Genomic DNA, 17,251 nt, shown 5'->3' with positions numbered 1-17,251 from the left:
TAAAAGAATAAAAATAAACAATGTCCAAATATTGATAGACCAATTATTTAACAACATCATTATTGATAATAAGCTAAAAGTTCCAATTAACATAAAAAGTCTTCCTTTCCGAATTCACTATTTAAATAAGTGGTTAAATTCAAAATACAAGATGCTAAAATTCAAAAGTAAAATTTAAAATCCTAAAAATTAATATCTGTAAGCTAAATATTTAAGTTACTGAACTAAGTTTGCTATATTTAAGTTAAAAGATAATAAAAGGAGGAATTTCATGAAAGTTACTTTTAAAGGAAAAGAAGTTGAATTAATTGGCACACCACCTAAGGTTGGCGATGAAATGCCTAACTTTACAGTTTTAGACAAAAATAAGCAAGAAGTTACTAAAGATAATTTGTTAGGTAAAAATACTTTAATCAGCGTTGTGCCAGACATCAACACTTCCGTTTGCAGTATTCAAACTAAGACTTTTAACAAAACAATGGATCGGTTTCCTGACGTTAACTTTTTAACTATTTCAACTAATACCATCAAAGACCAACAAAATTGGTGTGCGGCTGAAGGTGTTAAAAATATGCAATTAATGTCTGATGAAAAATTATCTTTTGGTAAAGCTACTGGCTTACTAATACCAGAATCTGGAATACTAGCACGCAGTGTGTGGATTCTTGAGCCTAACGGTAAAATCGTTTATCGTGAAATTGTTGATGAAATTACTCATGAGCCCGATTATAATACTGCTGTAAATGAATTAAAAAAGTTGCTGTAAAATTTAAAAAAGATTGCCTCAGTATATACACATATGCTAAGGTAATCTTTTTTCTTTAGTTCTTATATTGTTCCATTCTTTGATTAAGTTCTTCCTTATTAAACTTATCTAAATCAATTGCTTCTCCACCCATTAACCAATCAATCATTTCAGGATCTACTTTATCATTAGGCGTATCGTAATAATCTTGCAAAGACCATACGCCACCAATGTCATCAATTATTCCATAACCTTTTCCAGAAAGTATTTTTGGACACTTAGGAGCTGCTTGATCAGTAGTGATGTTCTTAATATCTACTTCGAATTCCCAGCTATCGCCATAGTCATAAGTTAATAATAATTTATCTCTCTTTTCAAAATACGAAACCTTAGCTTTTTCATAATCTATGCCTGTAGCCGGATCCCAATCTTTCGCTTCAGCGATACTTTCTGCATTTTCAAAGCGTTCCTGCGTTTTTTTATTCAGCAAATCAAACATATGTCCAAAATCTGCATTAAACATATCTAGCATAGCAACTTCTAATGTTTTCACTGACGTATTGCCACTAATAATAAATCTACGCCAAGTAGATGGTTTAAAAGACTTTAGTTTTACTCTAATTTCATAGGTAGCTCGATTGCGAGTTTGATTTTCAAAAATTGTCTTTTTTCGTGTTTTCTGCTTTTTATCATGACTCTCAAGATCTTTTCGCAAGCCTTCTAAAATTCTAGACAAATCCTGAGGAGACAGATCTAAATCTTCAAGTTCCAAAATCTTTTTCGGATTTGCTTCAATTGCCGCTATCATGTCGTTTATCAAATCCTCATCCAGGCTTTGATCGGAGTATGAATTAATTTCTTCAACTACCCAGTCAATATTCATCCCTATTTCTTTACTATCAGTTTTACGAATAAGACCTACTCTACTCAAAAATACATAGAAATTTTTCAAAGTATTTGTAATCTGCTCTATTTCTAGCGGATGTAGTTTATTGTTAGATATCATAATCCATAAATAAGAAATCGCTTCTCCTAAATCATTAGTAACTAAATGGATCTTATTACGTAATAAATAATGATTTAGATAATCCGGCAGCATTTGATCAGGTTGGAGATATCCTATTCCTGCTGGTACATATTTAGCATATTGATCAATGAGTTTCTGATTATTTTCTTTAATTTTAGCAACAATCTTTTCATTGCCTTTTACTGGTTTATTTTCATATTTTTCAAAATTAGAGAAATCTTCAAATTTTGGCACTAAGTCAACATACTTATATCTTCGATTTGGTTTTTGCGGCTTAATAGGGAAATACGTACTAACCTCATCAATCATCTTAGAAATAAAATTTTGTCCAATCTGACTATCCAAGGCAAAAATAGCCGCTGACATTACAGTTAGCTTATCTACCATATTCTTTTCATCTTTTACAACATCAATCAAATTTAAATATTCGTTTTGATTATCCTCTATAAGTTTACGAATTTTTTCTAGCATTAAATTAGCTTGGCTTTTAGTATCGTAAAAAGACATTTGCTTGGACTTTACCGCTGAAACTAATTTTTGTTGCTGTTTAAACAAAATAAAGTCATAGCTTTTAATCGCATTAGCAAAAACATCATTAAATAGCTTAGCATCAAGTTTAGTTAATAAAATTGGAAAACTAGTGTCTTTTTCAACTAATAAATAGTACTTTTGCTTTTGAATATTTATTATACCTGCATCCCAAGTAGTAAAAGGCTCGTTTTTAATAATATCAATCTTATTTTCTTTAATTTCTGGTGCTAAGTTAGTACCGTATCGTACTTGAAGCATGTGGTTCTCCTTATTAAAATAATTTCATTTTAATTTTATCATGTCTATTCACAACTATTCATCTCAGAAGCAAAAAAATGAAGGCAATCACTGCCTTCATCTAAAATACACAAATTTTAGTCTTCTTCTAAAACCGGTACTGTCTTTTTATTTCTAACATGATATACAACTAAACCAATTGCTAAACCTACCAGTGCTGGCACTAACCATGATAAGCCCATGCTAGCAAGTGGTAAATGATTTCTAAGTGAAGCCACTGCTAAACCAAATGAACTTTGACTAACCACACTTGGAAAAGCAACTACCATATCGCCTAAAGCTGGTACAACAGTAAATAGGATTACGAAAAAGTAAACTACACCTGCCTTATTAAACAATGGTGAACAAACTGATAGCAAGATCAAAACCATGGATAAAGGATATAAGAACATTAACATCGGTGTTGACCATGAAATGATTTGATCCAAACCAAAGTTAGCGGCTAAGAATGATGCCAAACAACTAAGTGCTAACCAAACGTGGTAACTTACCTTAGGAAAATGCTTATGAAAGTCTTGCGCAAAAGCAGCAACCAAACCAACTGCAGTAGTCAAACAGGTAACTGTCAATAAGAATGCAAGTAAAGCTTGACCAAAGACACCGCCATAAACGTTAACGATTTGGTTAAAGGCTACCCCACCGTTATCAGAAACTGCAAAGCGTCCGAGAGACATTGCACCCATTAAGATCAATAACAAGTAGATAAAACCGATTGCTAAAACGGCCAAGACACCTGATTTAGCAACAACTTTTGAAACACTTTTAGCATCTTTTTGTCCCATGCCACGAACAGCTGTAACAACCGTAACCCCAAAGGCTAAGCCTGCTAAGGCATCCATTGTGTTATAACCCTCTAAGAAGCCATTTACTAATGCTCCATGCTTATAAGCAGCAGTTACTGCAGCAGTTTGTGGATTCCCCAACGGACGAGCAAAAGCTACAAGAAACACTAGGAATAATAATGCCAAGAATAATGGATTTAATACCTTACCAACGTTAGACAAGATATTATTTTGATGATAAGAAAAAGCAAAAGCAGCTAAAAAGAATAAAGCTGAGAAAACAAGTAAAGCGGAACTTTGCATATTCTTCGGCATAAATGGTGCAATACCAACTGTGAAAGAAACGGTTGCAGTTCTTGGGGTACCAAACAATGGTCCGATTGTGGCATGGATTAAAACCATAAATACTACTGCAAATCCGGCACCCAGCGGCTTACCGATGTCGTATACTCCGTTTGCATGAGTAATTGCTACTGCTAATACAGATAATAATGGTAATAAAACCCCTGTGATCAAAAAGCCAACTGCAGCTGTTCCCCAATTTGCTCCAGCTAGTTGTCCTAAATGTAATGGAAAGATTAGGTTACCAGCCCCAAAAAATAATCCAAACAGCAAGGAAGCAACAACGAGATAATTTTTCCATGTAAGTTTTTTCGATGTATGATCTGTCATTTTCTCTCCTCCAAAACATCCCTGATAAACAAAAAAGGCCCTCAGCTGCAAATTGTAACTGAGGGACGCTTTGAGCGTGGTACCACCCTTTATTTATATCACTATTGCTAGTAATACCTTTCACGTACAGTCAATTACTTGACGATACGTAGGCACTATAATGGGTGCTCCCACTACTTCTTACTTTAAGTTAAGAAATAGAACTCGAAAGTGATTTTCATTTAAACTTAGGATTTATCTCCTCACACCTAACGAGACTCGCTGTAAATTAAGTCTAAATTCCTCTTCTTTCTCTTTGTTTTCAGATTTATTAAATTTGTTAATAATTATTTTAATCAAAATATAATCGTTGTCAACAACTTTTTTATTTATTTTCCAAATTTTCTATTCAAATTGAGTCTGCCAATTAGGATCATTATTTGCCGCAAAACACATGGTAATTTGTTCCTCAGTATTTCGCCCAAGTGAAAGCTTCGGTAAATTATCTAATGCAAAATAATCACAAGCATCAGTTTCATCGTTCGGCTTAAATTCACCACTAATTTCTTTGCATAAGTAAAATACCTTCGTAATGTTGGTGGCCAAAATTGGTTTATTATGATGATTACGATCTTGAACTGCAATAATTTTGACGGGTCTAACTACTCTACCTGCTTCTTCATATGCCTCTTTAACACAATTTTGTGCTGTAGTTTGGTCATAATCATTCCAGCCGCCTGGCAATGACCATTCCTGAGTCATTTTTTCACGGACAAGCAAAATTTTATTATCCTTAAAAATTGCTGCTCGCGTATCAATCTTAGGTGTTTGATAGCCCTCATCACCCAAAAAGAGTGTTTTAATTTGTTCTTTAGGCAGACCCGTCTTAGCTGCCATCATTTCGCCTGCAATTTTACGGATTTCTTCATAGCGTTCACGATCAAATACATCATGACCATAATGCAATCCTGCTTGAGCTAAACTTTGTAAATCTGTCGCCCACTTGATAAATTGATCATCTGAATTCATTTTTATTGCCTTTAATATAAAATTCTAAGAAAAATAACAAATTCCAAATTAATAGGCAGATTGAAATACCTATTTTAGATTTTATCACAACCCATAAGTAACTTACTCCTAGTGCAAAAATTAGTAGCAATGTTAACAGATTACGAATACTAAATCGACATTCAGTATTAATATTGTTAGCCAGATAAACTGCTACAAACATATTTAAAACTAAACCGCCAATATCTAAAAATTGATTTTTGCTATATCGGTTAAAATAGATAACTTGATAAAGCCAAATTTGCATTACTACAATTACAACCAATAAAAATTGAAGAAAAGTAACTAAAGGAATACTGCCATTAACAGGATGATGAATCATTGCAGTAATTCGAGAAATTGCGTATACGAAAACTAAATCATAGAATAATTCAAACATTCCAACAGGCTTAGCTATTATTTTTTTCAAACTAATCCCCCCTAATATTTGATTACTGTCTATCATGCTTTATATTTGTCCAAAAAGCAAATTATGATATTAATTTGTAAGAATCAATTTTTAGCTTGATTGTAAAAAATTATGCTAAAGTAATTATTGATTATCACATTAATTTAATCGGAGGAATAACTATGCCACGAAATCCCAGAAAACACAATTTTAATCAGTTCTCAGACCAAGAAAAAGATAAATTAAAAAATGTCAAAAAAGAATTAGCTGAGTCCCCAAAAGAAAGAACCTGAAAGCCTACGTGAACATCTACAAGCCTTTAACGATGGAGTGATGGCCATTATTATTACAATTATTGTTTTAGAAATTCAACCTGCTCTGCATGAAATTCATTATCAGCAATTCATTAGCAACATTGCTGTCTTTTTAATCACTTTTTTTATTGTGGCAGATTTCTGGTATGATCTACATTTATCTTTTTCATACTATATTTTCAAACCTTCAAAAGCGATTGCCATTCTAGACTTCTTTTTTCTAGCTGATTTATCACTTCTGCCAGTCATGACTAAATGGATTATGGCTGAAAATTCTTCTTTCGCTGTAGCTAACTTTGGAATTGTTTTTTTAATTGCCAAAATCTTAGAATATCTAATTCAATATTTTGGTGCTAAAAATACTGCGCGCTATTCCCAAATCATGCGAATTATTATTAGCCGCTCCTTTATTAGAAAAATGACGGTTACTTTATTTTTAAATGTAATATTGATCATTCTGTCATTATTCAATGCAAAACTAGCAATGATTCTTTATCTAATAGTTCCAGTTATTTCATTTCTTTTTCCAGTTAAACGCAACAAAATTATGTGATTTTTATTTAAAAGAGCGCCAGTAAACTTAAACTAAATCTACTGGCGCTCTTTTGTTACTTTTCTTGTTCCTTACAATGACTCTTGCAAACACATTCTTTACTATTTACCATTTTGCAGTGGCAAATGCCATCCTTATCTGCACAAGGACAATTTTTCTGACATTTCATTTCATCGTGACAAAATTCATTTTTCATGTTTATCACCTCTATAGCTTATTATGCCTATGATAATCGGACTTTCCAACCAATATATCTTACAATTTTACTTTTCCTAATAAGATTATTTTATAGAAATACCTAGTTAATTTGTTAATTTAATCTGCTGATCAGCTACCGATGTAATGAAGTAAGGATCATGCTCAATTAGTAACATCGTTGGCTTCACACTCTTAAGAAGCTTAATTAATTGATCTTGATTGAATACATCTAAATAATTTGCTGGCTCATCCCATAAATATAAATTAGCAGGTTCTGTCAATGACTTAGCCAAAGCTACTCGTTTCTGTTGTCCCATACTCATTTTTTCAATTCTAGTTGTAAAATCAGCACGCGCAAATCCCATTTTCTTAAGATTGCTCAACAAAGCTTCATAAGACAAATGATATTTTTTAGCAAAGTCTTTTAATGATCCGCTATACATTACAAATTCTTGTGGTAAATAAGAGATTTTCAAACTTTCAATTAGCTCATAATTACCTTTGGCAATTAGATTTTGAGAGATACCCAGTAAATACTTAATCAATGTTGACTTTCCAGAACCATTTTTACCTTCAACAGCAATAATCTCATGATTATTCAGAGACAAAGTCAAGTTTTTAAATAATTCTCTACTATTTTTTAGTTGCAAGCTAAGATCATTAAGTTGCAAAATCTCACGATGATAATCTGCCTGAAAATTCATAGTCAGAGTAGGAACTTTTTCAATATTCTTTAGCATTCCTTCTTTTTCTGCAATCTTTTTATCCATGCGATTGCGTGCATTAATCGACTTCTTCATCATCTTTGCAGCTTGATGTCCGATCGCTCCCTTATTTAATCTGTTTTTGTTTGTAACCGCTTAAATTAATTATTGACATTTAGCTAGTTCAGTTTTACGATAAAGTTGAATTAAATAAATGTTCTTCGAGGCAAGGTGAAATTCCTGACCGGCGGTGAAGTCCGCAACCCGCGAAAGCGGTGGAATCCGATAATCGGTACCGATAGTATAGTCTAGATGATAGAAGAATGATAACCAATAAGTAACGCTTATTTGCATTTACTTTGATTATTTGACTTTGAATATTATTACTGAACCTCGAGAATACTCGAGGTTCTTTTTTGCTCTACGAGGAAGTGATTTTAATGGAAAAAGATAATTTTTATATGAATTTAGCTTTAGAAGAAGCTAAAAAAGGTCGCTATCAAACATGGAAAAATCCTATGGTTGGTGCCGTAATTGTTAAAAACGGTCAAGTCTTAGCTACTGGCTATCATCACCATTATGGACAAAATCATGCAGAACGCGATGCCATTTCAAAATTAACCCCAGAACAATTATTTAATTCAACTCTCTATGTCACCCTTGAGCCATGCAACCATTATGGTAAACAGCCTCCCTGCTCAGATTTAATTATCAAAAGTGGGATTAAACGTGTTGTAGTTGGACAAATCGATCCACACAAACTGGTTACTGGAAAAGGAATTGCCCAACTACAAAAGAATGGGATTCAAGTAACTACTGGTGTTTTAGCTGATGACGCAAGTAAACTTAATAAGTTCTACAGCTATTTTTACCAATATGGGTTTCCCTGGATCACAGTCAAAGAAGCAACTAGTTTAGATAATAAAGTTGCAATGCGCGGCCAGCGAACTCCAATCACTAATCAAGCAGTGTATCAGCAAGTTCATTCTGAACGTGCTGATTATCAAGCAATTATGATTGGTTCTTCGACTGCTATCATTGATGACCCTATTTTAAGAACTAATGTCAAAAGTGACTATCCGCCAATCCGTATTATCATTGATCGTCGCGGACGGCTGTTAAATCATTTACGACTTCGCTTATTAAGTGATACAAATCCCACTTGGATTTTCACTCAAAATAAGCAAATGTCTAAAAACAACTTTACTAATTCTAAAATCAAAATTATTCATTTAGCAACAAACAAGATCCAAGAAGTATTTGATTATTTGAGTACAAAAGAAATCCAGTCATTTTATGTAGAAGGTGGCCCTACTTTGGAAAAAGCAATTATGAATGAAATTTTTGTTAATGAAGTAATTAAATATACGGCGCCGATCTTTCTTGGAGATGAAGGCGTAACAGGTTTAGTACCAAACGAAACTGTTCCTTTGACAAATGTTAAAAAAACAGCCTTTGGCAACAATGAACGAATTGCAGGTGAATTAAAACATGTTTAGTGGTCTAGTTCGCGGGGATGCTCATATTAAAGAAATTGATAAACACAAGCAAACAATTAAGCTAACCGTTTCGTGCCCTGCAGACTTTACTAATGAGCTAACGGTCGGTGATTCAATTGCAATTAATGGGACTTGTTTGACGGTTGAAAGTTTTACTGAAACTAGTTTTGTTGTAACCATGATGCCTCAGACTTATAAGAAAACTGTTTTTAAGAATTTGCATAACGGTGATCAACTTAACGTTGAGCGTTCATTAGAAGTCGGTCAACGTTTAGAAGGTCATCTTGTTACGGGACATATCGATGATTTGGCAACAGTTACTAAAATAGCACAGAATGAAAATGCAATTGAAATTTGGTTTAAGTTTCCTGCCCGATTATCAACACAGATCGTACCTCAGGGTAGTATTGCTTTAAATGGCGTTTCATTAACAGTGATGGATGTTAAAGATAACAGTTTTTCGGTAGGTCTAATTCCACATACTCAAGACGAAACCAATTTAGCCAACTTACAGATAAATGATGAAGTAAATTTGGAAACCGACATTATCGGAAAATATGTTGCAAAAAATTTAGAAAAGAGAAATTAAAATGGATGTTAGAAAAATTCAAAATGCAATTCAATGGATGAAAAATGGTGGTTTAGTGATTGTTGCTGATGATGAAGATCGTGAATCTGAAGGTGATATGATCGGCTTAGGGTCTAAAGTTACTCCTGAAAATGTTAACTTTATGACCAAACATGCTCGTGGCTTACTTTGCACCCCTGTAAGCAAAACAATTGCCCAACGTTTAAATTTCTACCAAATGGAACAAAATAATACTGATCCATACGGTACAGCTTTTACAATCAGTGTTGATTACAAAACCACCACTACTGGTATTTCTGCTTATGATCGTGCGGCAACTATCAAGGCAATTGCTGATCCTACTTCCAAGCCAGAAGACTTCTTTAGACCAGGTCACTGTTTTCCATTAGTCGCTAAAGATGATCAAATCAAGAATCGTAATGGTCACACAGAAGCTTCTATTGCCTTAGCTCATCTTGCTGGCGAACCAGAAGTTGCATATATTTGTGAAGTTATGAAAGCTGATGGCCATATGGCTCGTCGTCCCCAACTGAAAGAAATTGCTAAAGAATATCACTTACCATTCTTGACAATTGCGGAATTACAAGAATATATTAATAGTCCAGTGAGTAAGCGCTCAGAATTTGTAAACCTTCCTACTAAATATGGCAATTTCAAAATTAAGGCTTTCGCCAATGAAAACTTAGCTATTATTAAAGGAAAGATTGATCCTAAAAAGCCAGTTTTAGTACGTCTTCATTCAGAATGCCTCACTGGTGATACGTTTGGCTCAATGCGCTGCGATTGCGGTGATCAATTACATACTGCCATGAAGCAAATTAATAAAAATGGTAGTGGCATAATTCTTTATTTACGACAAGAAGGACGCGGAATTGGATTAATTAACAAATTAAAAGCTTATGGTTTACAGGACCAAGGTTATGACACTTATGAAGCAAATGAAATTTTAGGTTTTAAGCCAGATGAACGAAATTATATTATTGCTGCCAAGATTTTAAAAGATCTAGGTATTAGTCATATCAATTTGCTTACTAATAATCCTGATAAAATTGATCAATTAGAAAATAACGGTATTACTATTGAAAAAAGAATTCCCCTGGAGATTCCTGCTAATGAGGTAAATCATGACTATTTAGAAACCAAACGAGATAAATTCCATCATTTATTAGGAGCATTATAGTAAGGAACATAGAAATGAATATTTACGAAGGAAATTTTAAAAACAATAATTATCATATCGCAATCGTCGCATCTAAGTTTAACGAAATTGTTACCCATCATTTAGTTGATGGTGCTATTGCTAGCTTAAAACAATTTGGAGTACTTGAAGATCAGATCGATATCTATTGGGTCCCAGGTGCTTTTGAAATTGGTTTTACTGCTAATAAGCTTCTCAATTCAAATAACTACGATGGTATTATGACTTTAGGCGCTGTCATTAAAGGTGAGACTGATCATTACAGCATGATTATTCAGAATGTTACAAACGCAATTATGCAGATGAATCTTAAAGCAGAAGTCCCAATAACTTTTGGTATTTTAACCACTGAGAATATTGATCAAGCCTTGCAACGATCCGGCTTAAAAGCTGGCAATGAAGGTTCCTCTACTGCTCAGAGTCTATTAGAAATGATTTCGCTAAATAAACAAATAAAGTAATAGAGTAGAGGGAGATTAATTCTCGCCCCTCTCATTGCACCGAACGTACGGTTCCGTATCCGGCGCTACGTTTGTAACGACATGTCCGGTACTGCGTTTATACCAACCTAATCGCGTATTAGCTACTTTATGAATATCTTCGTCGCTAAAATTGCACTTTAATGCCTTGTTAATCCGCATTAAATTAGTGTATATTCTTCTTGGCAGTTTCCATTGTTTAATGATTACTACCCGTATCTTATGGCGCAGCCATTGACTGAATTTAAATAGAAAGTATTTCATACCGCCAATTTTAAAGTAGTTAATCCAACCTCTGACCACTTGATTTACCTTAGTAAAGACTAACGATAGAGGTTGAGCAGCTGCTTTCCTGCGACAAAGAAGCTCTCTAATCTTGTTATAAAGCTTGGACAGGATTGGCGAAAGCGGTCCGCCTTGAGGCACGCCAATCTTATTGGGCTTAACCAAACCATCTTCCATGATACCGAATTTTAAGAATGACCGAATCAAATGGAGGGTGGTTTTGTCATTTACTCGTTCTCTAATTATTGAAATTAATTTATCATGATTGACCGTGTCAAAATATTTCTCAATATCTAAATCAATTACCCATTGATATCCATCATCAAGATATTCCAATACTTGTTCAATGGCATCATGCGCACTGCGATTTGGTCTAAAGCCATAGCTATGCTCGCTAAAGTGAGGATCATAGATCCTCATTAGTACTTGAGCTATTGCCTGTTGGACTTCGACTTGTCTTGCAGTCTTATCCACCATTTGGCCTGACCAGATTTCTGTACGTAGGCTCGGAAAACTTGCTAGCCACTTCTTTCACTCATAGCGTCACCGCTATCGGCTTGTGGTTCACTACACTTGGCGACAACTACCCGTGATCCAAACTTTCATTGGATTAGATGAAATGTCATGCCCGACACACAAGCAAAAAGCCACCGAAGCACTAATACGCTTGGTGACTCAAAGGTCTAATTATAAGTTTTTTCTACTAGTAGCTCATATGGCTTTAGCAAGTAGGTAGCTCCCGTTTCTTTGATAGGATAATTTTGCACAACAACTTTTTTGCGGGAAATATGATAATTAATTCTTCCCTGAATTGTCAAATTAAGTGCAACAGTTAGGCTATGAAGAAATATATTGCTTGAAGAGTTCTTCTGCTGTCTGATATTGGAGGATTCGGCGATATTTGTGGTTAATGGCATTGGTTGCCTGTTGAACATAAGCTTTTGACTTGTCTTTCATGTGCTTGCCCGATAGTCAGGAATCTTGATAACTACTTCAAAGCGTGTGGTTCTTTCAGTTAAAGTCATTAAAGCAGGCTGATTCTTGTGCAAAGCGTGACCGCCATGGCTGTGATGACGCTTGTTCCTGCGTCTTTTGAGCTTCATAGGCAGATCAATATTGCTTATGTCCAGCAAGCCCTGATCAATATAGCGATAGACGGTTGGTGTGCTGGGACAAGGGTAGCCTGGCATAGTCCTTTTGAATTCACCAACGAACTCATCGATGCTGGTGGCATCAAATTTAGCTTTAAAGCGTCTGGAGAGCATTCTCAAAAAGACAGCATAATGCTTCAATGGATTGCGCTGATAGCAGTTTTTGCGACGCTTCTCATAATAAATCTGTGCAGTATCAGCGTAATAGTGCTCATACAATAAATAGCTGCTGTCTCTTTGCAGGACGCTTCCGCGTTTGATTTCGCGACTGATTGTCGACTTATGGCAGCCAACTTCTTGAGCGATAACAGTACGGGAAGTTATGCCGGAATCCAGCATTGCTTGAATTTGTCCACGTTGTACGCTGGTTAATTGATGATAGTGCTTAGAAATGCTAGAATTTGAATTAGTCATGAAGATCTTCCTTTCTTGATTTTTCGTCACTTCAAGTTTAGGTCTTCATGGCCTTTTTGTTTAACAATTAGTGTTGCACTTCAATTTTAAATCCGGGAAATCTTTCCTAATAAAAAACTATTCCATCATAGCGACCAATGTAATTAATGCTGCATCGTAATAATTCGTATCAGTCAAACGATTAGTAAAAACATACTGTTGTGAAACAAATAAATTATCAAATTCCGGTTTCTTTAATTGTTGCACTGCAAAAAAGATCGGAGCACTAATACTCGGTGAAGGATAATTGTTTAACGCTTTACCATTCAATTGATAGCCAGCAGTCACTTGTTTTTGCTTGCTGAAAAAGCGTAACATTTTAGTAACAATTTTTTTTGCTCGTGCATCTTTGCTAGTAGCTAAAAATAATGGTACGCGACAAGCATTGCCAGAATAATCACCATCGTTTTTTCCAGCTACTTCATTAGCTTTAGCTGGTCTAACACCTTTTTTACTAATCCAAGCAAAATCTGGAACTAAGCCAGAAGAATGTTGCTTGCTCAATTGATATAGTTTTGTCAGCATTACCTTCTTGATCGTTAACCATTGAGAATTACCAGTCAACTGATAAAAATCATCAAAGTACGTCGGTAACACGTCAGAGGTTCGCATTAAGTAATAATACTTCGATTTCTTATTAGCCCAATCACCAACAGTCAGCGTCTGAGTAGTCGAATTATAATCATAACGTAAGATATCAGCTAATAATAGCTTAGCCTGCTGCAAGTACTTGGGTTCGTTCCAGAGTTTTCCCGCTTTAATCAAACTTTCTGCAATGTATAAATCGCCATCAGTTGCACTAGTAGAATAAACTTTTTTATCTACTTGCTTCCATGACATTAATTCAGTTTGTTGGTCATTGATAGTCAATCGATTAGCCAGGTAAAACCGATATAACCGTTGAAAATCCTCTTTTTTAGCCCAACCCTTTTCACCAGCTATAGCAGCGATCAACATGCCATAGCCTTGACCTTCAGACAAGCTTGTGCGTGGTGCAGCTTTTATCCAAGTTTTTCCATCACTTTCTTCAACCACATAATCTTCTTTCCATTGACGGTACAAATTACGGTGCAAGGTGCGGTTATTACTACCACGAACATAAAACATGATCGCGATAAAAAGCCCAATAGTCAGTAAGATCAAAATTGGGGTAATCCTGTTTTTGTTTTTTAACATCAATCTGTAAACCTCTTTGTTTTTACCCACTTCGTTGCTTCGCGATGGAAAAGTCTGTCAGCAATTGCTGACCAAACCGCATTAATCGATATAATGATAAACAGCTGTGAGTATGTAAAATATGATGCCACAGCAAGCCAAAGTTGTCTAGTTGTAACCTGACCAAATTGTGTACTGGCAGCCACACTGATTTGGAGTACATAGAGTAGAATCATCAACAACCAATTAAAAAGTAATACTTGACTGAGCAATAGATTCCCAGCAGTAAAAGTAAATGGCATCTCAACTGTTGGTACCCAAATTTTTATTACTGCAAAAATCAGATTAACAATGAAAAAGATATCTGATAAGACTACTGCTGCATTAAACCAGAAAAAGATACTGGACATATAAAAAGTTTCAAGTTTGACCCGCCAATTACTATGGTCAAATAAATGCCGAAAATTGTTAATTACTACTTCGTAATTACCTTTAGCCCACCGCAAGCGTTGATAATAATAGTCCTTTAGCTTCTCTGGTTCTTGTTGAAAGGCTTCAGAATTATGTGCTAGGGCAATTAATTTACCAGTGCCCAAAATCGTAAATGACAAATCAGTATCTTCAGTTAAAGCACCAGAACGAAAACCACCTAACTCTTTTAAAAAAGCCGTCTTAATCACAAAGTTAGTGCCCGGAATGCGCCCAATTTTGAATAATTGCCAAACTCCGCAGTGCTGAATTCGATGCGTTACCACAATTTCCAAGTTTATACAGCTAGTCAAAAAGTTTTGCTTTGCATTCCGCGTCTTATTCCGTCCAAAGCTAGCCACATAACGTTCTGGATCTTCCAATACCTTTTTGATCAAGAAATACAAGGCATTTTCTTCAGGCATCGCATCGGCATCATAAACGCATAAGTAGTCGCCGTGGATCATCTTAAGCGCATCGTTCAAAACTCCTGATTTACCACCTTCACCAGTTCTTCTGATCACTTTAAACTGTCGTTTCTGATATTCAGTCCGATTGCCAATGGCTTCAGCCAATTCCGCTGTTCGATCAGTGCAATTATCAGCAAAAATCAAAATTTCGACTTTATCTGCGGGGTAATTCAAATTCAAAATTGCTCTACTGGTCTTTTGAATAACAGCTTCTTCATTATGAGCCGGTACAACAATAGAAACGGTAGGATAATACTCAAGTGGTGTAATTTTAGCAATTTCTTTACTGTGTTTTAACCAGAAAAGCACCCCTCCCCAAAGCGTAATTAATGAAAATAGAATCGATAACCAAATTGAAATCAAAGTCAATATCTGAAAGCCTTCAGTCATCCAATTCTCCTTTCTGACTCTTCATTAATGCCTGTTCGATATTGCCATAAATTTTATAAGCACAGAAAAAAATCACTAAAAATGCAATTGCAAAGATTACAGAAATAATCACGGACAAATAATAAAACCAGTTCATTTTGCTATCTTTCCTTTATGTATTCAGTCACAATTTCAGTTTCCAATTCACGACGCAAAAAACGAATTACAGCTATCAAATCAGGAAATCTATCACTATTATCGACATTAATATAGACACTCGCATGTTTTAGCGAAACAGGAATCGGCAACTCTAACTCGCTTAATTTTGTATCAACGATGTGATTGACCTTTTTTACTAATTCATTGGGGATTTCTGGCGAAATTATCAAAAAAGTCGCATCTCCCATAAAGTAAATAAACTCCCCCTTAAGTCGATTATTTTTCAAAACTTTAGTAATCTGCTTCAGGATCCGATCATGACTATTAGGATGAGCTTCCGCATACTGCTTATGTTGATCCCAACTCACAATTTGAACGTTGGACCATAAATCGAGTTCGGGATGCTGCTCAATTTTATGTAGTTCATTCTGATAAAATTTTTCCGCACTATCGAAAGTTCTTAGCTTTAACCTCCGGTCATAAAGCGAATTATAATACCGAATTTCGTCATTGCGATTGGTAAAAAAGCTCCAGCGAATGATGTGCTGTCTAATGACGGTAACTAGACTAGCCTCAATAGGATAAGCAATCAATAATAAAAATTTTTCCTTAACTGGCATTACTACATAGCCTAACAGTAAGAATCCTGCTCCAATCGTGGTAAGAATTAAAATCAGCCAAGTAACATCGACTCTTGAAAAGATTAAGCCGGTTAAAATCGCCAAAATCAAAATCATTACTAGGCCATTAAAGACATTAGCTGGGTATAATCTTGCTAGCCATAATAACAATATCGGGAAAGTAACGCTGGCAAGATAAGCTAAACCTGCTAATTTAAAATACTTTCTGGTCATTTTTATAACATCATCCTCAATTATGCTATTTATTTACAATTTTTCATTGTAATAATTTAGGCAAAGAAATGCAAGAATAGAAAAAAACTAGTAGATTTTCTCTACTAGCTTAAAACTTATTGTAAATATTTTGGTGAAATATAGCGCTTAATTAAATCATTGACAGCTTTGGAATTATCATGTTTTTTGATAATCGCAATAAAGTCTTTACCGGTTGCTTGTTTTAGATAATAGGTTTGATAATAATCCCGCATAGCTTGGTCGAATTTCTTTTCACCCATTAGATAACGCAACAGAGAATAAAAACTTTTTCCACCATTATAGGCAGTATCAGCTTCATCATATTTCTTAGGAATCTTGTTAATTGGAGATAAATCAAAGATAATATCTTCCGAGAATTCTGCCATTCCTTCGTCAAGCCAAGGTTCAGTATATTCATCATTACCCACGGTATTGAAGAACCATTGATGGGCTACTTCATGACTAACAATTTCAATGACGCTGTCATAATCTTCCTTAGAAGCTGCTTTTTTGCGAGCAAAAGTATCTTGAGCAATCATTACTAAGCCACTATATTCCATACCTCCAGTATCGCTACTAAATGGCGATTCGGTAAGATCTAATTCGGAATATGGATATGGCCCATATTTTTTAGTAAACAGCTTGATGCTATCCACTGCTGTCTGCTTTGCAAGTTGGTTATAAATCTTGGCACTTTTACCAGCATAATAATTATTATTGATCTTAATGCCATTTACCTTGGTAGAACTCACCTTGAACTTGTTAGAAGCCACAATTACAAAATCACGTACGCGTGGTGCTAGTTAAATCGTTCTAGACAATATGCCATATTATAAGCTAAAA

Annotated in this window: 13 protein-coding genes, 4 pseudogenes, 1 riboswitch and 1 other annotated feature; of the genes and pseudogenes, 6 read left to right on the top strand and 11 right to left on the bottom strand. The window is 34.9% G+C overall.

The annotated features are described in order from the left end of the window. Window positions 1-271: 271 nt before the first annotated feature. Window positions 272-766 carry a thiol peroxidase gene (gene tpx, locus CP366_RS09180; protein ID WP_065990857.1) on the top strand — a complete coding sequence of 165 codons (495 nt, stop codon included), beginning with the start codon at window positions 272-274 and terminating at the stop codon, window positions 764-766. 55 nt (window positions 767-821) lie between these two features. Here tpx and CP366_RS10955 read toward each other — a convergent pair whose 3' ends face one another. The 4 genes from CP366_RS10955 to CP366_RS09160 all read right to left on the bottom strand — a co-directional run bounded on the left by CP366_RS10955 (window position 822) and on the right by CP366_RS09160 (window position 5,510). Beyond that, on the bottom strand, window positions 822-2,561 hold the full coding sequence (locus CP366_RS10955) for a plasmid pRiA4b ORF-3 family protein (protein ID WP_233197982.1): 1,740 nt from the start codon (window positions 2,559-2,561) through the stop codon (window positions 822-824). 116 nt (window positions 2,562-2,677) lie between these two features. Further along, on the bottom strand, window positions 2,678-4,054 hold the full coding sequence (brnQ, locus tag CP366_RS09170; protein ID WP_065990855.1) for a branched-chain amino acid transport system II carrier protein: 1,377 nt from the start codon (window positions 4,052-4,054) through the stop codon (window positions 2,678-2,680). Between the two features lie 58 nt (window positions 4,055-4,112). Beyond that, window positions 4,113-4,359: a binding site (T-box leader), on the bottom strand. Between the two features lie 79 nt (window positions 4,360-4,438). Continuing rightward, window positions 4,439-5,062 (bottom strand): NUDIX hydrolase, encoded by a 624-nt coding sequence (locus CP366_RS09165; RefSeq protein ID WP_013086240.1) that lies wholly within the window; start codon window positions 5,060-5,062, stop codon window positions 4,439-4,441. Continuing rightward, window positions 5,049-5,510 carry a low temperature requirement protein A gene (locus CP366_RS09160; protein ID WP_063613118.1) on the bottom strand — a complete coding sequence of 154 codons (462 nt, stop codon included), beginning with the start codon at window positions 5,508-5,510 and terminating at the stop codon, window positions 5,049-5,051. Before CP366_RS09160 ends, CP366_RS09165 begins: the two co-directional genes overlap by 14 nt. A gap of 161 nt (window positions 5,511-5,671) precedes the next feature. Between CP366_RS09160 and CP366_RS09155 the strand changes: the two are divergent. Continuing rightward, a pseudogene (locus CP366_RS09155) lies at window positions 5,672-6,356 on the top strand (TMEM175 family protein). 302 nt (window positions 6,357-6,658) lie between these two features. On the opposite strand, the pseudogene CP366_RS09150 reads toward CP366_RS09155, so the two are convergent. After that, window positions 6,659-7,396 (bottom strand): annotated as a pseudogene (locus CP366_RS09150) (ATP-binding cassette domain-containing protein); the annotation flags it as partial. Between the two features lie 75 nt (window positions 7,397-7,471). Next, window positions 7,472-7,586, top strand: a riboswitch (FMN riboswitch). 112 nt (window positions 7,587-7,698) lie between these two features. Between CP366_RS09150 and ribD the strand changes: the two are divergent. Genes ribD through ribH form a run of 4 tightly spaced genes read left to right on the top strand, consistent with a single transcriptional unit; the run spans window position 7,699 to window position 11,005 of the window. Beyond that, window positions 7,699-8,757: a bifunctional diaminohydroxyphosphoribosylaminopyrimidine deaminase/5-amino-6-(5-phosphoribosylamino)uracil reductase RibD gene (ribD, locus tag CP366_RS09145; protein ID WP_089148034.1), complete on the top strand. Its 1,059-nt coding sequence runs from the start codon at window positions 7,699-7,701 to the stop codon at window positions 8,755-8,757. Next, the gene (locus CP366_RS09140; protein WP_089148035.1) at window positions 8,750-9,346 is read left to right on the top strand and encodes a riboflavin synthase; all 597 of its coding nucleotides are present in this window, start codon (window positions 8,750-8,752) and stop codon (window positions 9,344-9,346) included. Before ribD ends, CP366_RS09140 begins: the two co-directional genes overlap by 8 nt. Window position 9,347: 1 nt before the next feature. Further along, on the top strand, window positions 9,348-10,526 hold the full coding sequence (locus tag CP366_RS09135; RefSeq protein ID WP_060462467.1) for a bifunctional 3,4-dihydroxy-2-butanone-4-phosphate synthase/GTP cyclohydrolase II: 1,179 nt from the start codon (window positions 9,348-9,350) through the stop codon (window positions 10,524-10,526). A gap of 14 nt (window positions 10,527-10,540) precedes the next feature. Next, entirely contained in the window at window positions 10,541-11,005 is a 465-nt protein-coding gene (ribH, locus tag CP366_RS09130) for a 6,7-dimethyl-8-ribityllumazine synthase (RefSeq protein WP_005722846.1), read from the top strand. A 75-nt stretch (window positions 11,006-11,080) separates the two neighbouring features. Here ribH and CP366_RS09125 read toward each other — a convergent pair. From CP366_RS09125 to CP366_RS09090, 6 genes and pseudogenes are all read right to left on the bottom strand, one after another. Continuing rightward, window positions 11,081-11,755 (bottom strand): annotated as a pseudogene (locus tag CP366_RS09125) (reverse transcriptase domain-containing protein); the annotation flags it as partial. Between the two features lie 390 nt (window positions 11,756-12,145). Then, a pseudogene (locus CP366_RS09115) lies at window positions 12,146-12,873 on the bottom strand (transposase). Window positions 12,874-12,990: 117 nt separating this feature from the next. Next, the gene (locus CP366_RS09110) at window positions 12,991-14,088 is read right to left on the bottom strand and encodes a glycosyl hydrolase family 8 (protein WP_089148038.1); all 1,098 of its coding nucleotides are present in this window, start codon (window positions 14,086-14,088) and stop codon (window positions 12,991-12,993) included. Continuing rightward, complete coding sequence (locus CP366_RS09105; RefSeq protein WP_089146082.1) at window positions 14,088-15,395, bottom strand: glycosyltransferase; 1,308 nt, start codon at window positions 15,393-15,395, stop codon at window positions 14,088-14,090. The genes CP366_RS09110 and CP366_RS09105 overlap by 1 nt, the downstream gene beginning before the upstream one ends. A 140-nt stretch (window positions 15,396-15,535) precedes the next feature. Then, a complete protein-coding gene (locus CP366_RS09095) occupies window positions 15,536-16,387 on the bottom strand; it encodes a hypothetical protein (protein WP_089148039.1) in 852 nt (283 codons plus the stop codon). Between the two features lie 116 nt (window positions 16,388-16,503). Then, window positions 16,504-17,160, bottom strand: coding sequence for a M1 family aminopeptidase (locus CP366_RS09090; RefSeq protein WP_233197981.1), 657 nt, complete (start codon window positions 17,158-17,160; stop codon window positions 16,504-16,506). Window positions 17,161-17,251: the final 91 nt, after the last annotated feature.

Origin of the sequence: Lactobacillus sp. UMNPBX15 (genome assembly GCF_002553785.1) — a bacterium.
In the GTDB taxonomy this organism is placed as follows: Bacteria; Bacillota; Bacilli; order Lactobacillales; family Lactobacillaceae; genus Lactobacillus; species Lactobacillus crispatus.
This window is presented reverse-complemented; position numbering and strand designations above follow the sequence as displayed.